We start from the raw sequence: 14,305 nt of genomic DNA on the forward strand, positions 1-14,305 counted from the left end.
AAACCACGTGACCGACGACACCAAGCTCCCGCCAATGTTTCCCGCGACCCAGGCCGTGCATCCGGACCTGCATATTCCGCCGGGTTTCACGGCGTTCTCGCATGCCACGCATCGTGCGTCGACAGTGGTGTTCAAGAATCTTGCCGACATGCGTGCCTTCGGTAGCGGCAGCGTGGTGCACTGGCGCTATGGGCTGCATGCGACGCCCACTTCCGACACGCTGTGCCAGGCCCTGGCGCAGATCGAAGGCGGTTCGCATACCTTGCTGCTGCCTTCGGGGCTAGCAGCGATTTCGCTGGTGTACTTCTCGCTCATCAAATCCGGCGACGATGTGCTGATTCCGGACAACGCCTACGGCCCCAACCGTGACCACGGCGAATGGATGGCACGCCAGTTTGGCATCACCGTGCGCTATTACGACCCGATGATCGGCGCCGGCATTGCCGACCTGATGCGCCACAACACCAAGCTCGTGTGGCTCGAAGCGCCCGGATCCGTAACGATGGAAGTGCCCGACTGCACGGCCATCGCCGAGGTGGCGCGCAAGGCCGGCGCCATCACCGCCATCGACAACACCTGGAGCGGCGGCGTGTACTACCAGCCGTTCGAGCACGGCATCGACATCTCCGTGCAGGCGCTGACCAAGTACCAATCAGGCGGCAGCGATGTGCTGATGGGTGCCGCTATCACGAACGACGAAGCGCTGCACCACAAGCTGCTTGCCACGCGAATGCGCATGGGCTGGGGCGTTTCGGCAGACGATTGCTATTTCGTGCTGCGTGGTCTGCCGAGCCTGCTGACGCGCCTGGCCGCCCATGACGCGCATGCCCGCGAAGTGGCCGAATGGCTGGCGGACCGACCCGAAGTCGTGCGCGTACTGCACCCGGCGCTGCCCGATTGTCCGGGCCATGAAAACTGGAAACGCGACTTTACCGGCGCGAGCGGATTGTTCTCGATCGTGCTGCATGAACGCTATTCGCAGGCGCAGATCGATGCCTTTATCGAAGGCCTGCGCTACTTTGCGATCGGCTTTTCGTGGGGCGGGGCGCACAGTCTGGCGCTGCCATACAACATCCCGTCGATGCGCACGGCGACTGCCTGGCCGCCAGCCGATTGGGAGAACGCGGGCGGTTTCGTGCGGCTGTATATCGGGCTGGAAGATCCGCGAGATCTGATTGCGGATTTGAAGCAGGCGATGGAGACGCACCTGCGGGCGGAATAACGCGTTCCCGCAGGTGGGAATTCCCGTAGCGGCTTACTGCTGCGGGAACAGATTCAACAGCCCATCCAGGCCAACCACGTTGAACGCCACGTCGGCCTGCGCCTGCACGATGGGCTTGGCGCGGAACGCGACCGACAGACCGGCCACGCCCATCATCTTCAGATCGTTCGAGCCGTCGCCCATGGCGATGGCGTTGTGCGGCGACACGCCCAGATCCTGGCAGAACGCCTTGAGCGTCTGCGCCTTCACATCTGCATTGACGATTTCGCCGAGCACGCGGCCGGTCAGCTTGCCGTCCACGATTTCCAGCGTGTTGGCGCGCGTGCGGTCCAGGCTCAGACGCTCCTGCAGGCGTGAAGTGAAGAATTCGAAGCCGCCCGACACCAGCAGCGTGCGGATGCCCAGCGCCTGCACGGCCTTGAGCATCTTTTCCGCGCCAAGGGAGAGCTGCAGGCGCTCGGCGTAGACCCGCTCCAGCACGCTTGCATCCAGGCCCTTGAGCAGTTCGACGCGGCGCGTCAGGCTCTCGTTGAAATCCTTGATTTCGCCGCGCATCGACGCTTCGGTGATGGCGGCGACTTGCGGTTTGAGCCCGCAGAAATCTGCGATTTCGTCGATGCACTCGATGGTGATGAGCGTCGAATCCATGTCCATCGCGAGCACACGGAAATCGCCGAACGTCCATTCGTCGGGAATCCAAGCGTAGTCCAGCTTCAGGTTGGCGCAGATGGCATCAAGCTGGACGCGCAATTCGCTGGGCAGTTCGTGCACCCATTCGATGGCCGCGACGTTGGGCGCGCGCATCTCATAGGTGGCGCTGCCGAACAGGCTGCGGATGGATTCAATGTCGCCGGTCGACAGCGGCGACAGGCTTTGCAGAATGACGGGCATGGAGTGACAGGAGCGGGATGCGGCGGTTCGGCGCCGGGGAAGCCCGTTATTGTAGCGAACGCCCCGGGCGGCATGCGCCCCACCAAAAGGTGAGGCGTTGCTCTGTAAGCGTTAGGCGGACGCGGTCTCGGCCATGAGGCTGCGCGCCACCTTGGCGAGGAAGCGGTCGCAGGCGTCGAGCTGGGCCAGTTCGACGTATTCGTTGGCCTTGTGCGCCTGCTCGATGTTGCCCGGACCGCACAGCACGGCCGGAATGCCGGCGCGCTGGAAGAGGCCGGCTTCGGTGCCATAGGCGACCTTGCGCTTGTCGTTGTCTTCGGTCAGTACACGCACAAGCTGCGTGATGGCGGCTTGCTCCGAGGCGTCCAGCGACGGCGCGGCTGCAATCTCGTCGAGTTCGATGCGGGCATCCGGGTGCTCGCGCTGCATGGCGGGCTCGATGGTTTCACGCACATAGCGCTCGACGCGCGCGCGGATGGCCGGCGCATCCACGCCCGGCAGGTTGCGGAATTCGAATACCAGCTCGCACAGCGCGGGAATCGTGTTCAGCGCAATCCCGCCGTTGATGAGACCCGTCGATGCCGTGGTGAAAGGCACGTCAAACGCGTCATCGAACGGGCCTTTGGCGCGGAATTCATCGGCCAGGTCACGCACGAAACAGATAATGCGCGCGGCGTATTCGATGGCGTTCACACCCTGCGGCGTGAGCGACGAATGCGCGGCGCGGCCGTGCACGCGGCAGCGGTAGGCGTTGATGCCCTTGTGGGCGACGATCGGGCGCATGGAGGTGGGCTCGCCGACGATGCAGCCGGCGGGCTTGATACCGCGGGCGATCAGGTCTTCGATCATGCGCGGGGCACCCACGCAGCCGACTTCCTCGTCGTATGACAGTGCAAGATGCACTGGCTCGCGCAGCCTGGCCTGCAGCAACGATGGAACCAGCGCCAGCGACGCGGCGATGAACCCTTTCATGTCGCATGCGCCGCGCCCGTAGAGCTTGCCGTCGCGCACTTCCGGCGCAAACGGGTTGCTGTCCCATTTCTGGCCGTCCACGGGTACCACATCGGTATGGCCCGACAGCACAATGCCGCCTTGCATGCTGCCGTCCGCGGCCGGAATCGTGGCGAACAGATTGGCCTTGTTGCCATCGTCGTTATGCGACAGATGCGATTCGACTCCGACGCCGCGCAGGTAGTCGCGCACGGTTTCGATCAGCGCCAGGTTCGAGCCGCGGCTCGTGGTGTCGAAGCTGACGAGCTTGTTCGTCCAGTCGAGGGTAGAGAACGGTGTGGGGGCGGTGCTCATGATGGTTTCCTTGTTCTGATCGGCGGATGCTACCGGATCACGCCAATTGCCGCATGGCATGGCGAATGGTCTGCGTCAGCGCGGCGAATTCGGCGGGAATGTTTTCGATGCGCAGGCGATCCTGCCCTGCCAGCTTGATCTGCCGGTTCTTCTGCACGAGATCGATGATCTTGATGGCGTCGACAGGCGGGTTCGGTATGAACTGCAGCGTGACGGCATTCGCGCCCGTGTCGATCTTGCGGATGCCCAGCGGCGCGGCGGCAATGCGCAGCCGGTGCGTTTCGATGAGCGATTGCGCCTGCGGCGGCAGCTTGCCGAAACGATCGATCAGTTCCTCCTGGATGTTGTCGATCGTCTCGCTGCTTTCGCAGTTGGCCAGGCGTTTGTACAGCGACAGGCGTTCCTGCACATCGCCGCAATAGTCTTGCGGCAGCAGGGCCGGCGTACCGAGGTTGATCTCGGTGGTCGCCGCAAGCGGCGCCATCAGATCGGGTTCCTTGCCGGCTTTGAGCGACTTCACCGCCTGGTTGAGCATGTCGGTGTAGAGCTGGAAGCCGATCTCGGAAATCTCGCCCGATTGCTTGTCGCCCAGAACTTCGCCGGCGCCACGGATTTCCAGATCATGCATCGCCAAGTAGAAGCCTGCGCCGAGCTCTTCCATCTGCTGAATGGCTTCAAGGCGGCGTTGTGCCTGCTTGGTCAGACCGTCTACGTCATGCACCAGCAGATACGCATACGCCTGGTGGTGCGAGCGCCCGACGCGGCCACGCAACTGGTGCAACTGCGCCAGGCCAAACTTGTCGGCGCGGTGGATCAGGATCGTGTTGGCGGTCGGCACGTCAATGCCGGTCTCGATGATCGTCGTGCACAGCAGGATGTTGGCGCGCTGGGCCACGAAATCGCGCATCACGCGCTCCAGTTCTCGCTCGTGCATCTGGCCGTGAGCGACCACCACGCGCGCTTCCGGAATCAGCTCTTCAAGTTTGGCGCGCTTGTTCTCGATAGTCTCGACTTCGTTGTGCAGGAAATAGACCTGCCCGCCACGTTTCAACTCGCGCAGGATGGCCTCGCGCAGCACGCCGTCTTCCTCGCGGCGCAGGAACGTCTTGATGGCCAGACGCTTTTGCGGCGCCGTGGCGATCACCGAGAAATCGCGCAGGCCTTCCAGCGCCATGCCCAGCGTGCGCGGGATCGGTGTGGCGGTGAGCGTGAGCACATCCACCTCGGCGCGCAGCGTTTTGAGCGCTTCCTTCTGGCGCACGCCAAAGCGATGCTCTTCGTCGATGATGACGAGTCCCAGCCGGTCGAACTTCACATCCGGCGAGAGCAGCTTGTGCGTGCCGATCACGATGTCGATGGTGCCGGCGTTGATGGCTTCGATCGCGGTGTCGATCTCTTTCTTGTTCTTGAAACGCGAGATCTCGGCTATGCGCACTGGCCAGTCGGCAAAGCGGTCGACCAGCGTCTGGTAATGCTGTTCGGCCAGCAGCGTGGTCGGCGCCAGGATGGCAACCTGCTTGCCGCCCATCACCGCAACAAACGCGGCACGCAGCGCGACTTCCGTCTTGCCGAAGCCAACGTCGCCGCAGACGAGGCGGTCCATTGGCTTGCCCGACGTCATGTCAGCGATTACGGCAGCGATGGCGGCGGCCTGGTCGGGTGTTTCGTCAAAGCCGAAGCTCTCGGCAAAGGTGGCGTAATCCTCGGGCGTGAGCGGGAAGGCGAAGCCCTGGCGCAACGCGCGTCGCGCGTAGAGATTCAGCAGTTCGGCTGCCGTATCGCGAATCTGCTGCGCCGCCTTGCGCTTGGCCTTTTCCCATTGACCGGAGCCTAGAGAATGCAGCGGCGCGGTTTCCGGATCGGCGCCCGAATACCGCGAAATCACGTGCAGTTGATGCACCGGCACGTAAAGCTTGCTGCCCTTGTCGTAGTCGAGGTGCAGGAATTCTTCCTCGCCGTTGCCCATGTCGATGGAGACCAGCCCCTGGTAGCGCCCGATGCCGTGTTCGCTGTGCACCACGGGGTCGCCGATCTTCAGCTCGGCCAGATCGCGCACCATCGAATCGACGGCGGTGGCCTGTTCCTGCTTGCGGCGACCAGTGCGACGCACGGTCTGGGCGTACAGCTCGGTCTCGGTGATCAGCGCGATGCGTTCGTCGCCGAGGATGAAACCCTGGTACAGCGGTGCCACGCCCAGCACGAACTTGGCATCGCCGCTCATCAGGTCGGCGAAGTCCGCGACGCCTTCGGGATGCAGACCGCTGGCGGCAAGCATTTGCGCAAGCGTCTCGCGACGGCCTGCGGATTCGGCGCAGATCATCACGCGGCAATTGCTGCGCATCAGGAACGATTCGAGATTGACCAGCGGGTCTTCCGCGCGGCGGTTGACGGCAACGTTCGGCAACGGCAGCGAAAGCGGTGCATCGCCGGGCTCCGCGCGCAACACCAGACGCGCGTGCGGCTTGGCCGCGACGAAGAACGCTTCTTCGTCCAGATACAGCGCTGACGGCTGCAGCAGCGGCCGTTCACGATCGTGGCGCATGAAGTTGTAGCGCTGCGTGGTGTCGGCCCAGAAGCGGCGCACCGCGCCTTCGATGTCGCCCACGAAGGCAAGGTGCGTGGCGCCGGGCAGGTAGTCGAACAGCGTCGCGGTCTCTTCAAAGAACAGCGGCAGGTAATACTCGATGCCGGCGCTGGGCACGCCGTTGCCGATGTCTTTGTAGATGGGCGAGCGCGTCGGGTCACCCTCGAACACCTCGCGCCAGCGTCCACGGAAGGCGGTGCGCGAGGCCTCGTCCATCGGAAATTCGCGGCCCGGCAGCAGGCGGACTTCGTTCACCGGGTAGAGACTGCGCTGCGTATCCGGGTCGAACGAACGGATGGTCTCGATTTCGTCGCCAAACAGGTCGAGCCGATATGGCAGTGGCGAGCCCATCGGGAACAAGTCGATCAGACCGCCGCGCACGGAGTATTCGCCTGGGCGCATCACCGCGCTGACGTGCTCATAGCCGGCCAGCGTGAATTGCGCTTTCAGCGCGGCCTCGTCCAGCTTTTCGCCCTTCTTGAAGAAGAACGTGTAGGCGGCCAGGAATGACGGGGGCGCTACGCGTTGCAGGGCCGTGGAGGCCGGCACCAGCAGGATGTCGCACGCACCGTTCTGCAGGTCATGCAGCGTCGCAAGCCGCTCGGAGATCAAATCCTGGTGCGGCGAGAAATTGTCGTACGGCAGCGTTTCCCAGTCCGGTAGCAGCTTCACGCGCGCCTGCGGGGCAAACCAGCGCAGCTCTTCCGCCAGGCGCTGGGCATCGACGGCATTGGCGCAGACCACCGCCAGCATCGGCACGGCGGCGCGATGCTGCTCCAGGTAGCGCGCAAGCAGCAGGGCGTCGGCCGCGCCCTGCAGGCCGCTGAAGACGAAGCGCGAGCCCGGTTTGACGGCGGGCAGGGCGGAGAGCGAAAAATCGGACATGAGGTGTCAGGTTTTGTGGGGCACGACTGCAAGACAAAGCACGACACCCCGCCGGCATGTGCAGGCGGGGTGTCGTGACGCAGACCGCTATTATAAAATCCGCGGCAATCGCGCGCTTGGCGAGGCCAAAACCCACGCAAATGCTGCGCCCACGTTCACTTTCCCGCCTGTCATGTCGATCTCCCTCCCTGGCCGACGCCGTTTTGCGCTGATTCCCTCGGCTGGCACCGGCTCGCGTGCCGGCGGTGACCTGCCCAAGCAATATCAGGTGATCGCCGGGCGGCCGATGCTGTGGCACACGGCGCAGGCGTTCCTGGCCAGCCCCGAAATCGACACCGTGCTTGTGGTGACAACGCCCGGCGCACAACCGCTGGCGCAGCGATTTCCCGACGGTGGTTTTGACGCGCCCGAGCTGGTGGAGGTCGATTGCGGTGGCGATTCGCGCCACGCATCCGTCGCCCACGGGTTGGCGGCGTTGCGAGGTCTGGGTGCACGCGATGACGATTGGGTGCTCGTTCACGACGCGGCGCGCCCCGGTTTGACGCCCGCCCTGATCGCACGTTTGGTTGCGGCTGTAGAGGCCGAAGGCACGCAAGCTGCGGGGGGCATCCTTGCACTGCCCGTGGCTGACACGCTCAAACGTGCTGATGCAGCACAGCACATCGGCGCGACCGTGCCGCGCGATGGACTGTGGCAAGCGCAGACGCCGCAGATGTTTCCGCTTGGTCTGCTGGAGCGCGCCTTGCGGGAAGCGCTGTTGCAACATCGCATCGTCACCGACGAAGCCAGCGCGATTGAAGCCGCCGGCCATCCGCCGCTGCTTGTTCCGGGCGCGCTGCGCAACTTCAAAGTGACGTATCCCGACGATTTCGCGCTCGCCGAGGCCATCCTCGCGCAGAGCGCACAACCCGACGAGGCATCGCAAGCATGAACTGGATGGACATCCGCATTGGCCAGGGTTACGACGTGCACGCGCTGGTGGAGGGCCGCAAGCTCATCCTGGGCGGCGTGGAGATTCCGCACACCCGCGGCCTGCTCGGCCACTCCGATGCCGACGCGCTGCTGCATGCGATTACCGACGCGCTGTTCGGCGCCGCCGGCCTGGGCGATATCGGCCGGCATTTTCCCGACACGGACCCGGCGTTTGCCGGCGCCGACAGCCGCGTGCTGCTGCGCGAAGCCGTGCGCCGCGTGCACAAGGCCGGCTATGCGGTCGGCAATGTCGACGCGACCGTCATCGCGCAGAAGCCGAAACTCGCGCCACATGTGCCTGGCATGGTCGCCAACCTCGCTGAGGACTTGGGCATTGCGCCCGAGCGGTGCAACGTCAAGGCCAAGACCAACGAAAAGCTTGGCTTTGAAGGCAAGGAGGAAGGCATCGTCGCGCAGGCGGTGGTGTTGATCTATCGCGCAGAAGCCGCCGATCAGGACTGACTTCGCGTTGCCATCGCGCCCAGGCAAACGGCAGCACCGGAGCGAACCGGGCTGCCGTTTTTCGTTTGTGCAATCGGCGCGTTACTCGGCGGCGATGACCTGCGCCGCCGCGTTGATGACAGCCGCAATGCGGCCGACATCGCGCAATTGCTGCGCGCTCATGCCCTGGTGATTCTTCAGCAAGTCGTAGTGCGATTTGATGCAGAAATGGCATTTGCCGATGATGGACGCGGCCAGGGCGTACATCTCGAACCTGCGCTTGTCGACGCCGCCGTTGTTGGCGTAGGCGTTCATGCGCAACTCCGCTTTCTGCTGCGCGAGGTCGGAGTCGTCGGCCATCTCGACGTACGGATACCAGACGTTGTTCATGCCCATGAGCGCGGCAGCGGTCAGCGCGCCGTTCACCTCTTCGGGTGAGAGCACCCCGGCATTGCGGATGGCATCGGTCAGCACTTTGCTCTTCGTGGCAAAAGCTGCAGCCAACGCGACGCCCACCGCGTCATTGCCCTCCAGCGAGGAGCGCGCGATCGTGCCGTCCAGGTTCAGGCGGATGTCTTTGGCGTAGTCCGGAATCCGGCTCTTGAGCGTCTGCAAAAATTCCATGAATGCCTCCCGTCAGCGAGCACCGAAAAGGAAAGCCCGCAGCAAGGGCGGGCTTCGGCTGAGTAGGGCGCTGCGCGGCCGTTACAGCGTCGAGCCGCCAACCGCGCGATTGCACGGGCACAGCTCATCCGTTTGCAGGCCGTCGAGAATGCGTAGCACTTCGTCCGGATTGCGGCCCACGTTCAGGTTGTTGACCGACACATGCTGGATCACGTTGTCCGGGTCGACGATGAAGGTGGCGCGCAACGCCACGCCGGCCTCGTGCTCGCGTACGCCAAGCTGGTCGACCAGGGCGCCTGTCGAATCCGCAAACGACCACTGATTCAGCTTGTTCAAGTCTTTGTGCTCGCGGCGCCATGCGAGCTTGACGAATTCATTGTCGGTCGAGCCGCCGAGCACGACGGTGTCGCGGTCGGCAAAGTCATCGTTCAGTTTGGCGAAGGCAACGATTTCGGTCGGGCAGACAAAGGTGAAGTCCTTCGGATAGAAGAAGATGACTTTCCATTTGCCTGGGAACGAGGTCTCGGTGATGTCTTCGAACGCCGACTGGCCGTTCTCCTCGTGATTGTTGAACCCGGGCTTGACGCCGACGACCTTGAACGGTTCGAGCTTGTCACCAATGGTCTTCATGAGCTTCTCCTGGAGTTGTGTGGCAATGGGTGCAGAACCCAAACGGGGATTTGCAAACACACGCTCACCGGCCGTCCGGTCCGGCTGAGGCGTTCGGACGGAGACGAAGAACGCGCAGGCGTGCAGCCTGGCGGCTGGAGTATTGGCGATGATTTCAAAACCGGCCAATTGATATTCTCAACGCCAGCCATAGCGCTGCCTGCCGCCGCACCTGATCGGCGACGCATGACAGCGGTGGGAAGCAGGGGGTGTGCCCGGATGTGCCGGGACGCGCCAGCCAGGCGGTGTGCCGGATCAGGCGCGCGAGTAGCAGGCGCTCACGAGCAGCCCCGTTTCGGGCGGCGTGCGGTTCTCAAGCACGAGGCGACCGCCGCTGCGCTGCAAGATGCGATTGACGATCGACATGCCCAGCCCGGCGCCCTTGGCTTCGCTGCGTGCCGATTCGAGGCGGTAGAACGGCCGGGTGAGCAACGCAAGCTGATCCGTCGGCACACCCGCACCGCGATCAGCCACGCACAATACAACCTCGTTGCCTTGCAGGAAGGTGCTGACGGTAATCTCGGCGCGATTCGTGCCGGGGGTCTTGCCGTAGCGTCGTGCGTTTTCGATCAGGTTGTCGAGAATGCGCTGCGTTTCCATGCGGTTGCAGCGGGCGATGGCCTCGGGCGCGAGCTTGAGCGTCAGGTCGATATCGTCGTGTGCGGAGTAGACGGGCGCCGTGTCGCGCACGAGTTCGGTCAGGTCCACGTCTTCGAGCATCTCGCCGCTCGGGCGCGCGTAGTCCAGGAACTGGCCGATGATCGCGTCCATCTGCTCGATGTCGGCCACCATCAGTTCGCGCGTTTGCTCGTCGACGGGGCTCATCTCCGTTTCCAGGCGCAGGCGCGTAAGCGGCGTGCGCAGGTCATGCGAGATGCCGGCCAGCATGACGGCGCGATCGGCCTCAAGCTGCTTGAGGTCGCGCACCATCTGGTTGAAGCTGTGATTCGCCTGCGCCACTTCGGTGCCGCCGCCTTCGGGCAGCGCCTTCGGATCATCCCCCGCGCTGATGGCGCGCGCCGTATCGGCCAGGCGCTTGAGCGGCTGGTTCACGCGTGACGTAATGAACGCTGCGCCAAGCACCGACAGCACCAGCGCCGCCATCGACCACCACAGCCATTGCAACCCAGGCACGTGCTCAAAACGGTCCGGGCTGATGGCAACCCAGTAGTCGTCGCCCTCGATCTGGAAGCTCACCCACACGCCCGGGATGTCATTGACGGCCGTGGCGATTACCGCATCTGCGCCGAGCCGGTTGCGGATTTCCTGCTGGACGAGCTGTGTCAGATACGGATTGGTGTGAGGCTCGCGGTATTCGTCTTCCTTCTCGCGCGGGTAGACCTTGATGCCCTCGTTCTGCACGAGATCGAGTAGCAGGAAGCGGCGTCGCGACGGATCGGAATACAGCAGCGCCGCCCGCGTGAGCTTGACCACGCTGACCACCTGCATGGCGATCTGCTGCGCGCGCGGTTCGCGCTCGAAAATACGGAAGCTCTGGAACCACACGCCCAGAGAGATCGCGATGAGCAATGCGATCAGCATGAAGGTTCGCCAGAACAGCGAACCAAACACACTGATCAGCAGACGCCGCAACGCGGCCGGACGCGGGATGCGCAAGTCGGATGCGGAAAAGAAAGGTTGCTCGGGTGCTTACTTGGCGCCGTCGGGAATGAACACGTAGCCCAGGCCCCACACGGTCTGGATGAAGCGGGGGTTGCTGGCGTCCGGTTCGATTAGCTTGCGCAGGCGCGAAATCTGCACGTCAAGGCTGCGGTCGAACACTTCGTATTCGCGGCCGCGCGCCATTTCCATCAGTTTTTCGCGCGATAGGGGTTGGCGCGGATGGCGTGCGAACACCTTCAGCACGGAGAATTCACCCGTCGTGAGGGTGATCTCTTCGTCGTTTTTCTTGAGCGTGCGCGTGGCCAGGTTAAGGACGAAATCGCCAAAGGCGAAGGTTTCAGGCGTCTCCGACGGCGCACCCGGGATTTCAGCCGGACCGCGGCGGCGCAGCACGGCGTGGATGCGGGCGATCAGCTCGCGGGGGTTGAAGGGCTTGGGCAGATAATCGTCCGCGCCCATTTCGAGGCCGACAATGCGGTCGACGTCTTCGCCCTTGGCGGTGAGCATGATGATCGGCGTCTGATCGTTTGCGCCGCGCAGGCGACGGCAGATCGACAAGCCGTCTTCACCCGGCATCATCAGGTCGAGCACGAGCAGATCGAAGCGCTCACGCAGCCAGAGTTTGTTCATGGCCGTGGCATTTTCTGCCACCAGCACCGTGAAGCCCTGTTCCCCCAGGTAACGGCGCAGCAGGTCGCGTAGGCGAGGGTCGTCGTCGACGACGAGAATCTTTTGACCGGAATTTTCCATGGCGCTTATGGTAACGACAAAAACATGGGCCCAATCGACAACAGGAGGCAGTAAAAGCCCAATTGAAACAGACGGTTACATTATTTACCGAGTCACGCGAACAGTCTGTAGGACGCGCAGCTACACTGCCTTGGCAGTTCCTCGCAACGGTTTGGGGTCTGTTTCCCCCTGCGGAGGGGACTGGCGTGCAATGCGGTTGCCTGTTATCGATTGTCGCGCAATGATGCATGGCGCATCGGTTTCCAGCAACAAAGACGTGGCTTCTCAACTCCCTTTTTCGAATCGCTCAGTGATGTTTCGGCGGCGCGCGGCGCTGTTGACCTGTGTTCTTGCCCTCTGTGCGGCCGGCTCGCAGGCGCACGCGCGCGGTGATCGCGGTGGCTTTGGCGGATTCGGCGGCTTTTTCGGCGGCGGGCATGCGATGCAGGCCGGCGCACAGGAAAAAAAGGGGGGGCAGGGTCCGGCGCGCGGGCATGGCGGCGATGAACGCAGCCGCCGTGCCGCCGCGATGGAAAACCGCCGTGGTGAGAATGCTGATCGTGGGTCTGGGCAACGCAAGCTGTCTCCCGAGGAGCGCAAGCAATTGCGTCAGAACATCTATGACGTCACGCGGGATATCTACCACCGTGGCGGCTAGGTAGGGGCCGAGGAAAGGCGCACGAATCGCTGCCCCGGCAAAGCAGTAGGGTCGTTTCGGGGGACCGACATGCGAATCTGTAGCACCACGATCTTCTTGGCGCTGGCCGCAGCCGGCGCGCTTTCACTGCAGCCCGCGTATGCGGCAACGCAGAACAAGCCACATCGCCACAGCGCGCAAGCCAAGGCGCCCGCCGCCGACGAGCAGCGCCTAGACCGAGACGATGCGCGCTATTTCCTCACCCGCGTTGGCTTTGCGCCTTCCGAAAGCGAACTCGACGCCTATGCCGGACTCACGCACCGCGAAGCCGTCGACCGCGTCCTTGCCCAGACGGGCACCGTTGCCACGCAAGCGCCCCCAGCGTGGGTGAACGAGCCGATCATCCCGTACAACAAGCTGCCGGACGAAGACGCCCGCAAGGCGGCACGCCAAAAGAACGCTGCGCACGAGCTGGAGCTGCGCGCGTGGTGGATGGGCGAGATGATCAAGACGCCGTCACCGCTGACCGAGCGCATGACGCTGTTCTGGCACAACCATTTCGTTTCCAGTTCACAAAAGGTGCCGTTTGCGCAGTTGATGTACCGGCAGAACGTGCTGCTGCGGCAGAACGCGGTGGGCAACTTCGGCACGATGCTGCACGCCATCGGTAAAGACCCGGCGATGTTGATTTACCTGGATGGCGCCGAAAGCCGCAAGGGCAAGCCGAACGAGAACTTCGCTCGTGAGGTGATGGAGCTGTTCACGCTCGGCGAGGGCCATTACACCGAGCAGGACATCAAGGAAGCCGCGCGCACCTATACGGGCTGGAGCATCGACCGCGAGCACGATTTCGCCTACATCTGGCGGCCGCAGATTCATGACACGGGCGTGAAGACGGTGTTCGGCCAGAGCGGCGATTACGACGGTGACCAGATGCTCGACATCCTCCTGTCGCGCCCCGAGACGGCCAACTTCATCGTCACCAAGCTCTGGCATGAGTTCGTTTCGCCGGACGTTGATGCGGCACAGGCGCAGCGCGTGGCCGATGCCTTCCGGGCAAGCGGCTACGACATCAAAGTGGCATTGCGCGGGCTGTTCCTGACGCCGGCGTTCTGGGCGCCGCAATCGCACGCGACGCTGGTGAAGTCGCCGGTGGAGATGATTGTCGGCACGCTGAAGCAGTTCAATGTGCAGTACACCGACCCGACGCCGTTTGCCATCAAGTCTGCGCAGTTGGGGCAGAACCTGCTGGCCCCGCCCAACGTGAAGGGCTGGCCCGGCGGCGATGCTTGGATCAACTCGACCACGCTGCTGGGGCGCAAGCAGTTTCTTGATCAACTGTTCCGCTCGACCGAGATGAAGGCGCCCCCGGCCAAGCAACAGGCGCAACAGCAGAAGCCAGGCATGATGGTGGCCGCCATGCGCGAAGACCTGAAGCAGGGCGGCACCGTGCAGGGCCTGGGCCAGGCGCTCAAGGGCATGGGGCAGGAAGGTCGCTTCAAGCTGGCGCAGTCGCAGACGATGGTGTCGTTCAACTCAGCCAAGTGGCTTGCGCAGTTTGGCGCGGATGGAGATGACCCGCCGCAACTTGCACCGCGCATCTCCATCCAGCGTGCGGTGTTGCCGATCGAGCCGACCGCGCCGATTCCCGTCAAGCTGGCCGGTACGGCGTACCTGCGCACGCTGATGATGGACCCGGCTTACCAGTTGAAGTAACGCCACC

At 63.6% G+C, this 14,305-nt stretch carries 12 protein-coding genes; 5 read left to right on the top strand and 7 right to left on the bottom strand.

What is annotated here, in order from left to right; translation table 11 throughout:
• Positions 1-7 precede the first annotated feature (7 nt).
• Positions 8-1,222: a cystathionine beta-lyase gene (locus tag BM136_RS03130; protein ID WP_092970180.1), complete on the top strand. Its 1,215-nt coding sequence runs from the start codon at positions 8-10 to the stop codon at positions 1,220-1,222.
• A gap of 33 nt (positions 1,223-1,255) precedes the next feature.
• Here the strand turns inward: BM136_RS03130 and serB are convergent, their stop codons facing one another.
• From serB to mfd, 3 genes are all read right to left on the bottom strand, one after another.
• Entirely contained in the window at positions 1,256-2,113 is an 858-nt protein-coding gene (serB, locus tag BM136_RS03135) for a phosphoserine phosphatase SerB (protein ID WP_092970182.1), read from the bottom strand.
• 111 nt (positions 2,114-2,224) lie between these two features.
• Positions 2,225-3,418, bottom strand: coding sequence for an acetylornithine deacetylase (gene argE / locus BM136_RS03140; RefSeq protein ID WP_092970731.1), 1,194 nt, complete (start codon positions 3,416-3,418; stop codon positions 2,225-2,227).
• Positions 3,419-3,455: 37 nt separating this feature from the next.
• Positions 3,456-6,887, bottom strand: coding sequence for a transcription-repair coupling factor (mfd, locus tag BM136_RS03145; RefSeq protein WP_092970184.1), 3,432 nt, complete (start codon positions 6,885-6,887; stop codon positions 3,456-3,458).
• A 172-nt stretch (positions 6,888-7,059) separates the two neighbouring features.
• On the opposite strand from mfd, the gene ispD reads away from it, so the two are divergent.
• Positions 7,060-7,818, top strand: a complete 759-nt coding sequence (gene ispD, locus BM136_RS03150) for a 2-C-methyl-D-erythritol 4-phosphate cytidylyltransferase (protein ID WP_092970186.1) — start codon at positions 7,060-7,062, stop codon at positions 7,816-7,818.
• Positions 7,815-8,321 (top strand): 2-C-methyl-D-erythritol 2,4-cyclodiphosphate synthase, encoded by a 507-nt coding sequence (gene ispF / locus BM136_RS03155; RefSeq protein ID WP_045202941.1) that lies wholly within the window; start codon positions 7,815-7,817, stop codon positions 8,319-8,321. The genes ispD and ispF overlap by 4 nt, the downstream gene beginning before the upstream one ends.
• 81 nt (positions 8,322-8,402) lie before the next feature.
• On the opposite strand, the gene BM136_RS03160 is transcribed toward ispF, so the two are convergent.
• From BM136_RS03160 to ompR, 4 genes are all read right to left on the bottom strand, one after another.
• The gene (locus BM136_RS03160) at positions 8,403-8,924 is read right to left on the bottom strand and encodes a carboxymuconolactone decarboxylase family protein (protein WP_092970188.1); all 522 of its coding nucleotides are present in this window, start codon (positions 8,922-8,924) and stop codon (positions 8,403-8,405) included.
• An 81-nt stretch (positions 8,925-9,005) separates the two neighbouring features.
• The gene (locus BM136_RS03165) at positions 9,006-9,554 is read right to left on the bottom strand and encodes a peroxiredoxin (protein ID WP_092970190.1); all 549 of its coding nucleotides are present in this window, start codon (positions 9,552-9,554) and stop codon (positions 9,006-9,008) included.
• Positions 9,555-9,848: 294 nt separating this feature from the next.
• On the bottom strand, positions 9,849-11,210 hold the full coding sequence (locus BM136_RS03170) for an ATP-binding protein (RefSeq protein WP_092970192.1): 1,362 nt from the start codon (positions 11,208-11,210) through the stop codon (positions 9,849-9,851).
• 33 nt (positions 11,211-11,243) lie between these two features.
• On the bottom strand, positions 11,244-11,966 hold the full coding sequence (gene ompR / locus BM136_RS03175) for an osmolarity response regulator transcription factor OmpR (protein WP_004627064.1): 723 nt from the start codon (positions 11,964-11,966) through the stop codon (positions 11,244-11,246).
• A gap of 190 nt (positions 11,967-12,156) precedes the next feature.
• On the opposite strand from ompR, the gene BM136_RS03180 reads away from it, so the two are divergent.
• Together BM136_RS03180 and BM136_RS03185 are read left to right on the top strand one after the other, a co-directional pair.
• Positions 12,157-12,603: a hypothetical protein gene (locus BM136_RS03180; RefSeq protein WP_092970194.1), complete on the top strand. Its 447-nt coding sequence runs from the start codon at positions 12,157-12,159 to the stop codon at positions 12,601-12,603.
• Positions 12,604-12,672: 69 nt separating this feature from the next.
• On the top strand, positions 12,673-14,298 hold the full coding sequence (locus BM136_RS03185; RefSeq protein WP_092970196.1) for a DUF1800 domain-containing protein: 1,626 nt from the start codon (positions 12,673-12,675) through the stop codon (positions 14,296-14,298).
• Positions 14,299-14,305 lie beyond the last annotated feature (7 nt).

The organism is Ralstonia sp. NFACC01 (assembly GCF_900115545.1).
GTDB lineage: Bacteria > Pseudomonadota > Gammaproteobacteria > Burkholderiales > Burkholderiaceae > Ralstonia > Ralstonia mojiangensis.

Bases quoted from the DNA above. Each gene is read 5' to 3' on its own strand.
- BM136_RS03185 (WP_092970196.1), top strand. From the start codon at position 12,673: ATGCGAATCTGTAGCACCACGATCTTCTTGGCGCTGGCCGCAGCCGGC.
- ispF (WP_045202941.1), top strand. From the start codon at position 7,815: ATGAACTGGATGGACATCCGCATTGGCCAGGGTTACGACGTGCACGCG.
- mfd (WP_092970184.1), bottom strand. From the start codon at position 6,887: ATGTCCGATTTTTCGCTCTCCGCCCTGCCCGCCGTCAAACCGGGCTCG.
- serB (WP_092970182.1), bottom strand. From the start codon at position 2,113: ATGCCCGTCATTCTGCAAAGCCTGTCGCCGCTGTCGACCGGCGACATT.
- BM136_RS03180 (WP_092970194.1), top strand. From the start codon at position 12,157: ATGCGGTTGCCTGTTATCGATTGTCGCGCAATGATGCATGGCGCATCG.
- BM136_RS03160 (WP_092970188.1), bottom strand. From the start codon at position 8,924: ATGGAATTTTTGCAGACGCTCAAGAGCCGGATTCCGGACTACGCCAAA.
- BM136_RS03165 (WP_092970190.1), bottom strand. From the start codon at position 9,554: ATGAAGACCATTGGTGACAAGCTCGAACCGTTCAAGGTCGTCGGCGTC.
- ompR (WP_004627064.1), bottom strand. From the start codon at position 11,966: ATGGAAAATTCCGGTCAAAAGATTCTCGTCGTCGACGACGACCCTCGC.
- argE (WP_092970731.1), bottom strand. From the start codon at position 3,418: ATGAGCACCGCCCCCACACCGTTCTCTACCCTCGACTGGACGAACAAG.
- ispD (WP_092970186.1), top strand. From the start codon at position 7,060: ATGTCGATCTCCCTCCCTGGCCGACGCCGTTTTGCGCTGATTCCCTCG.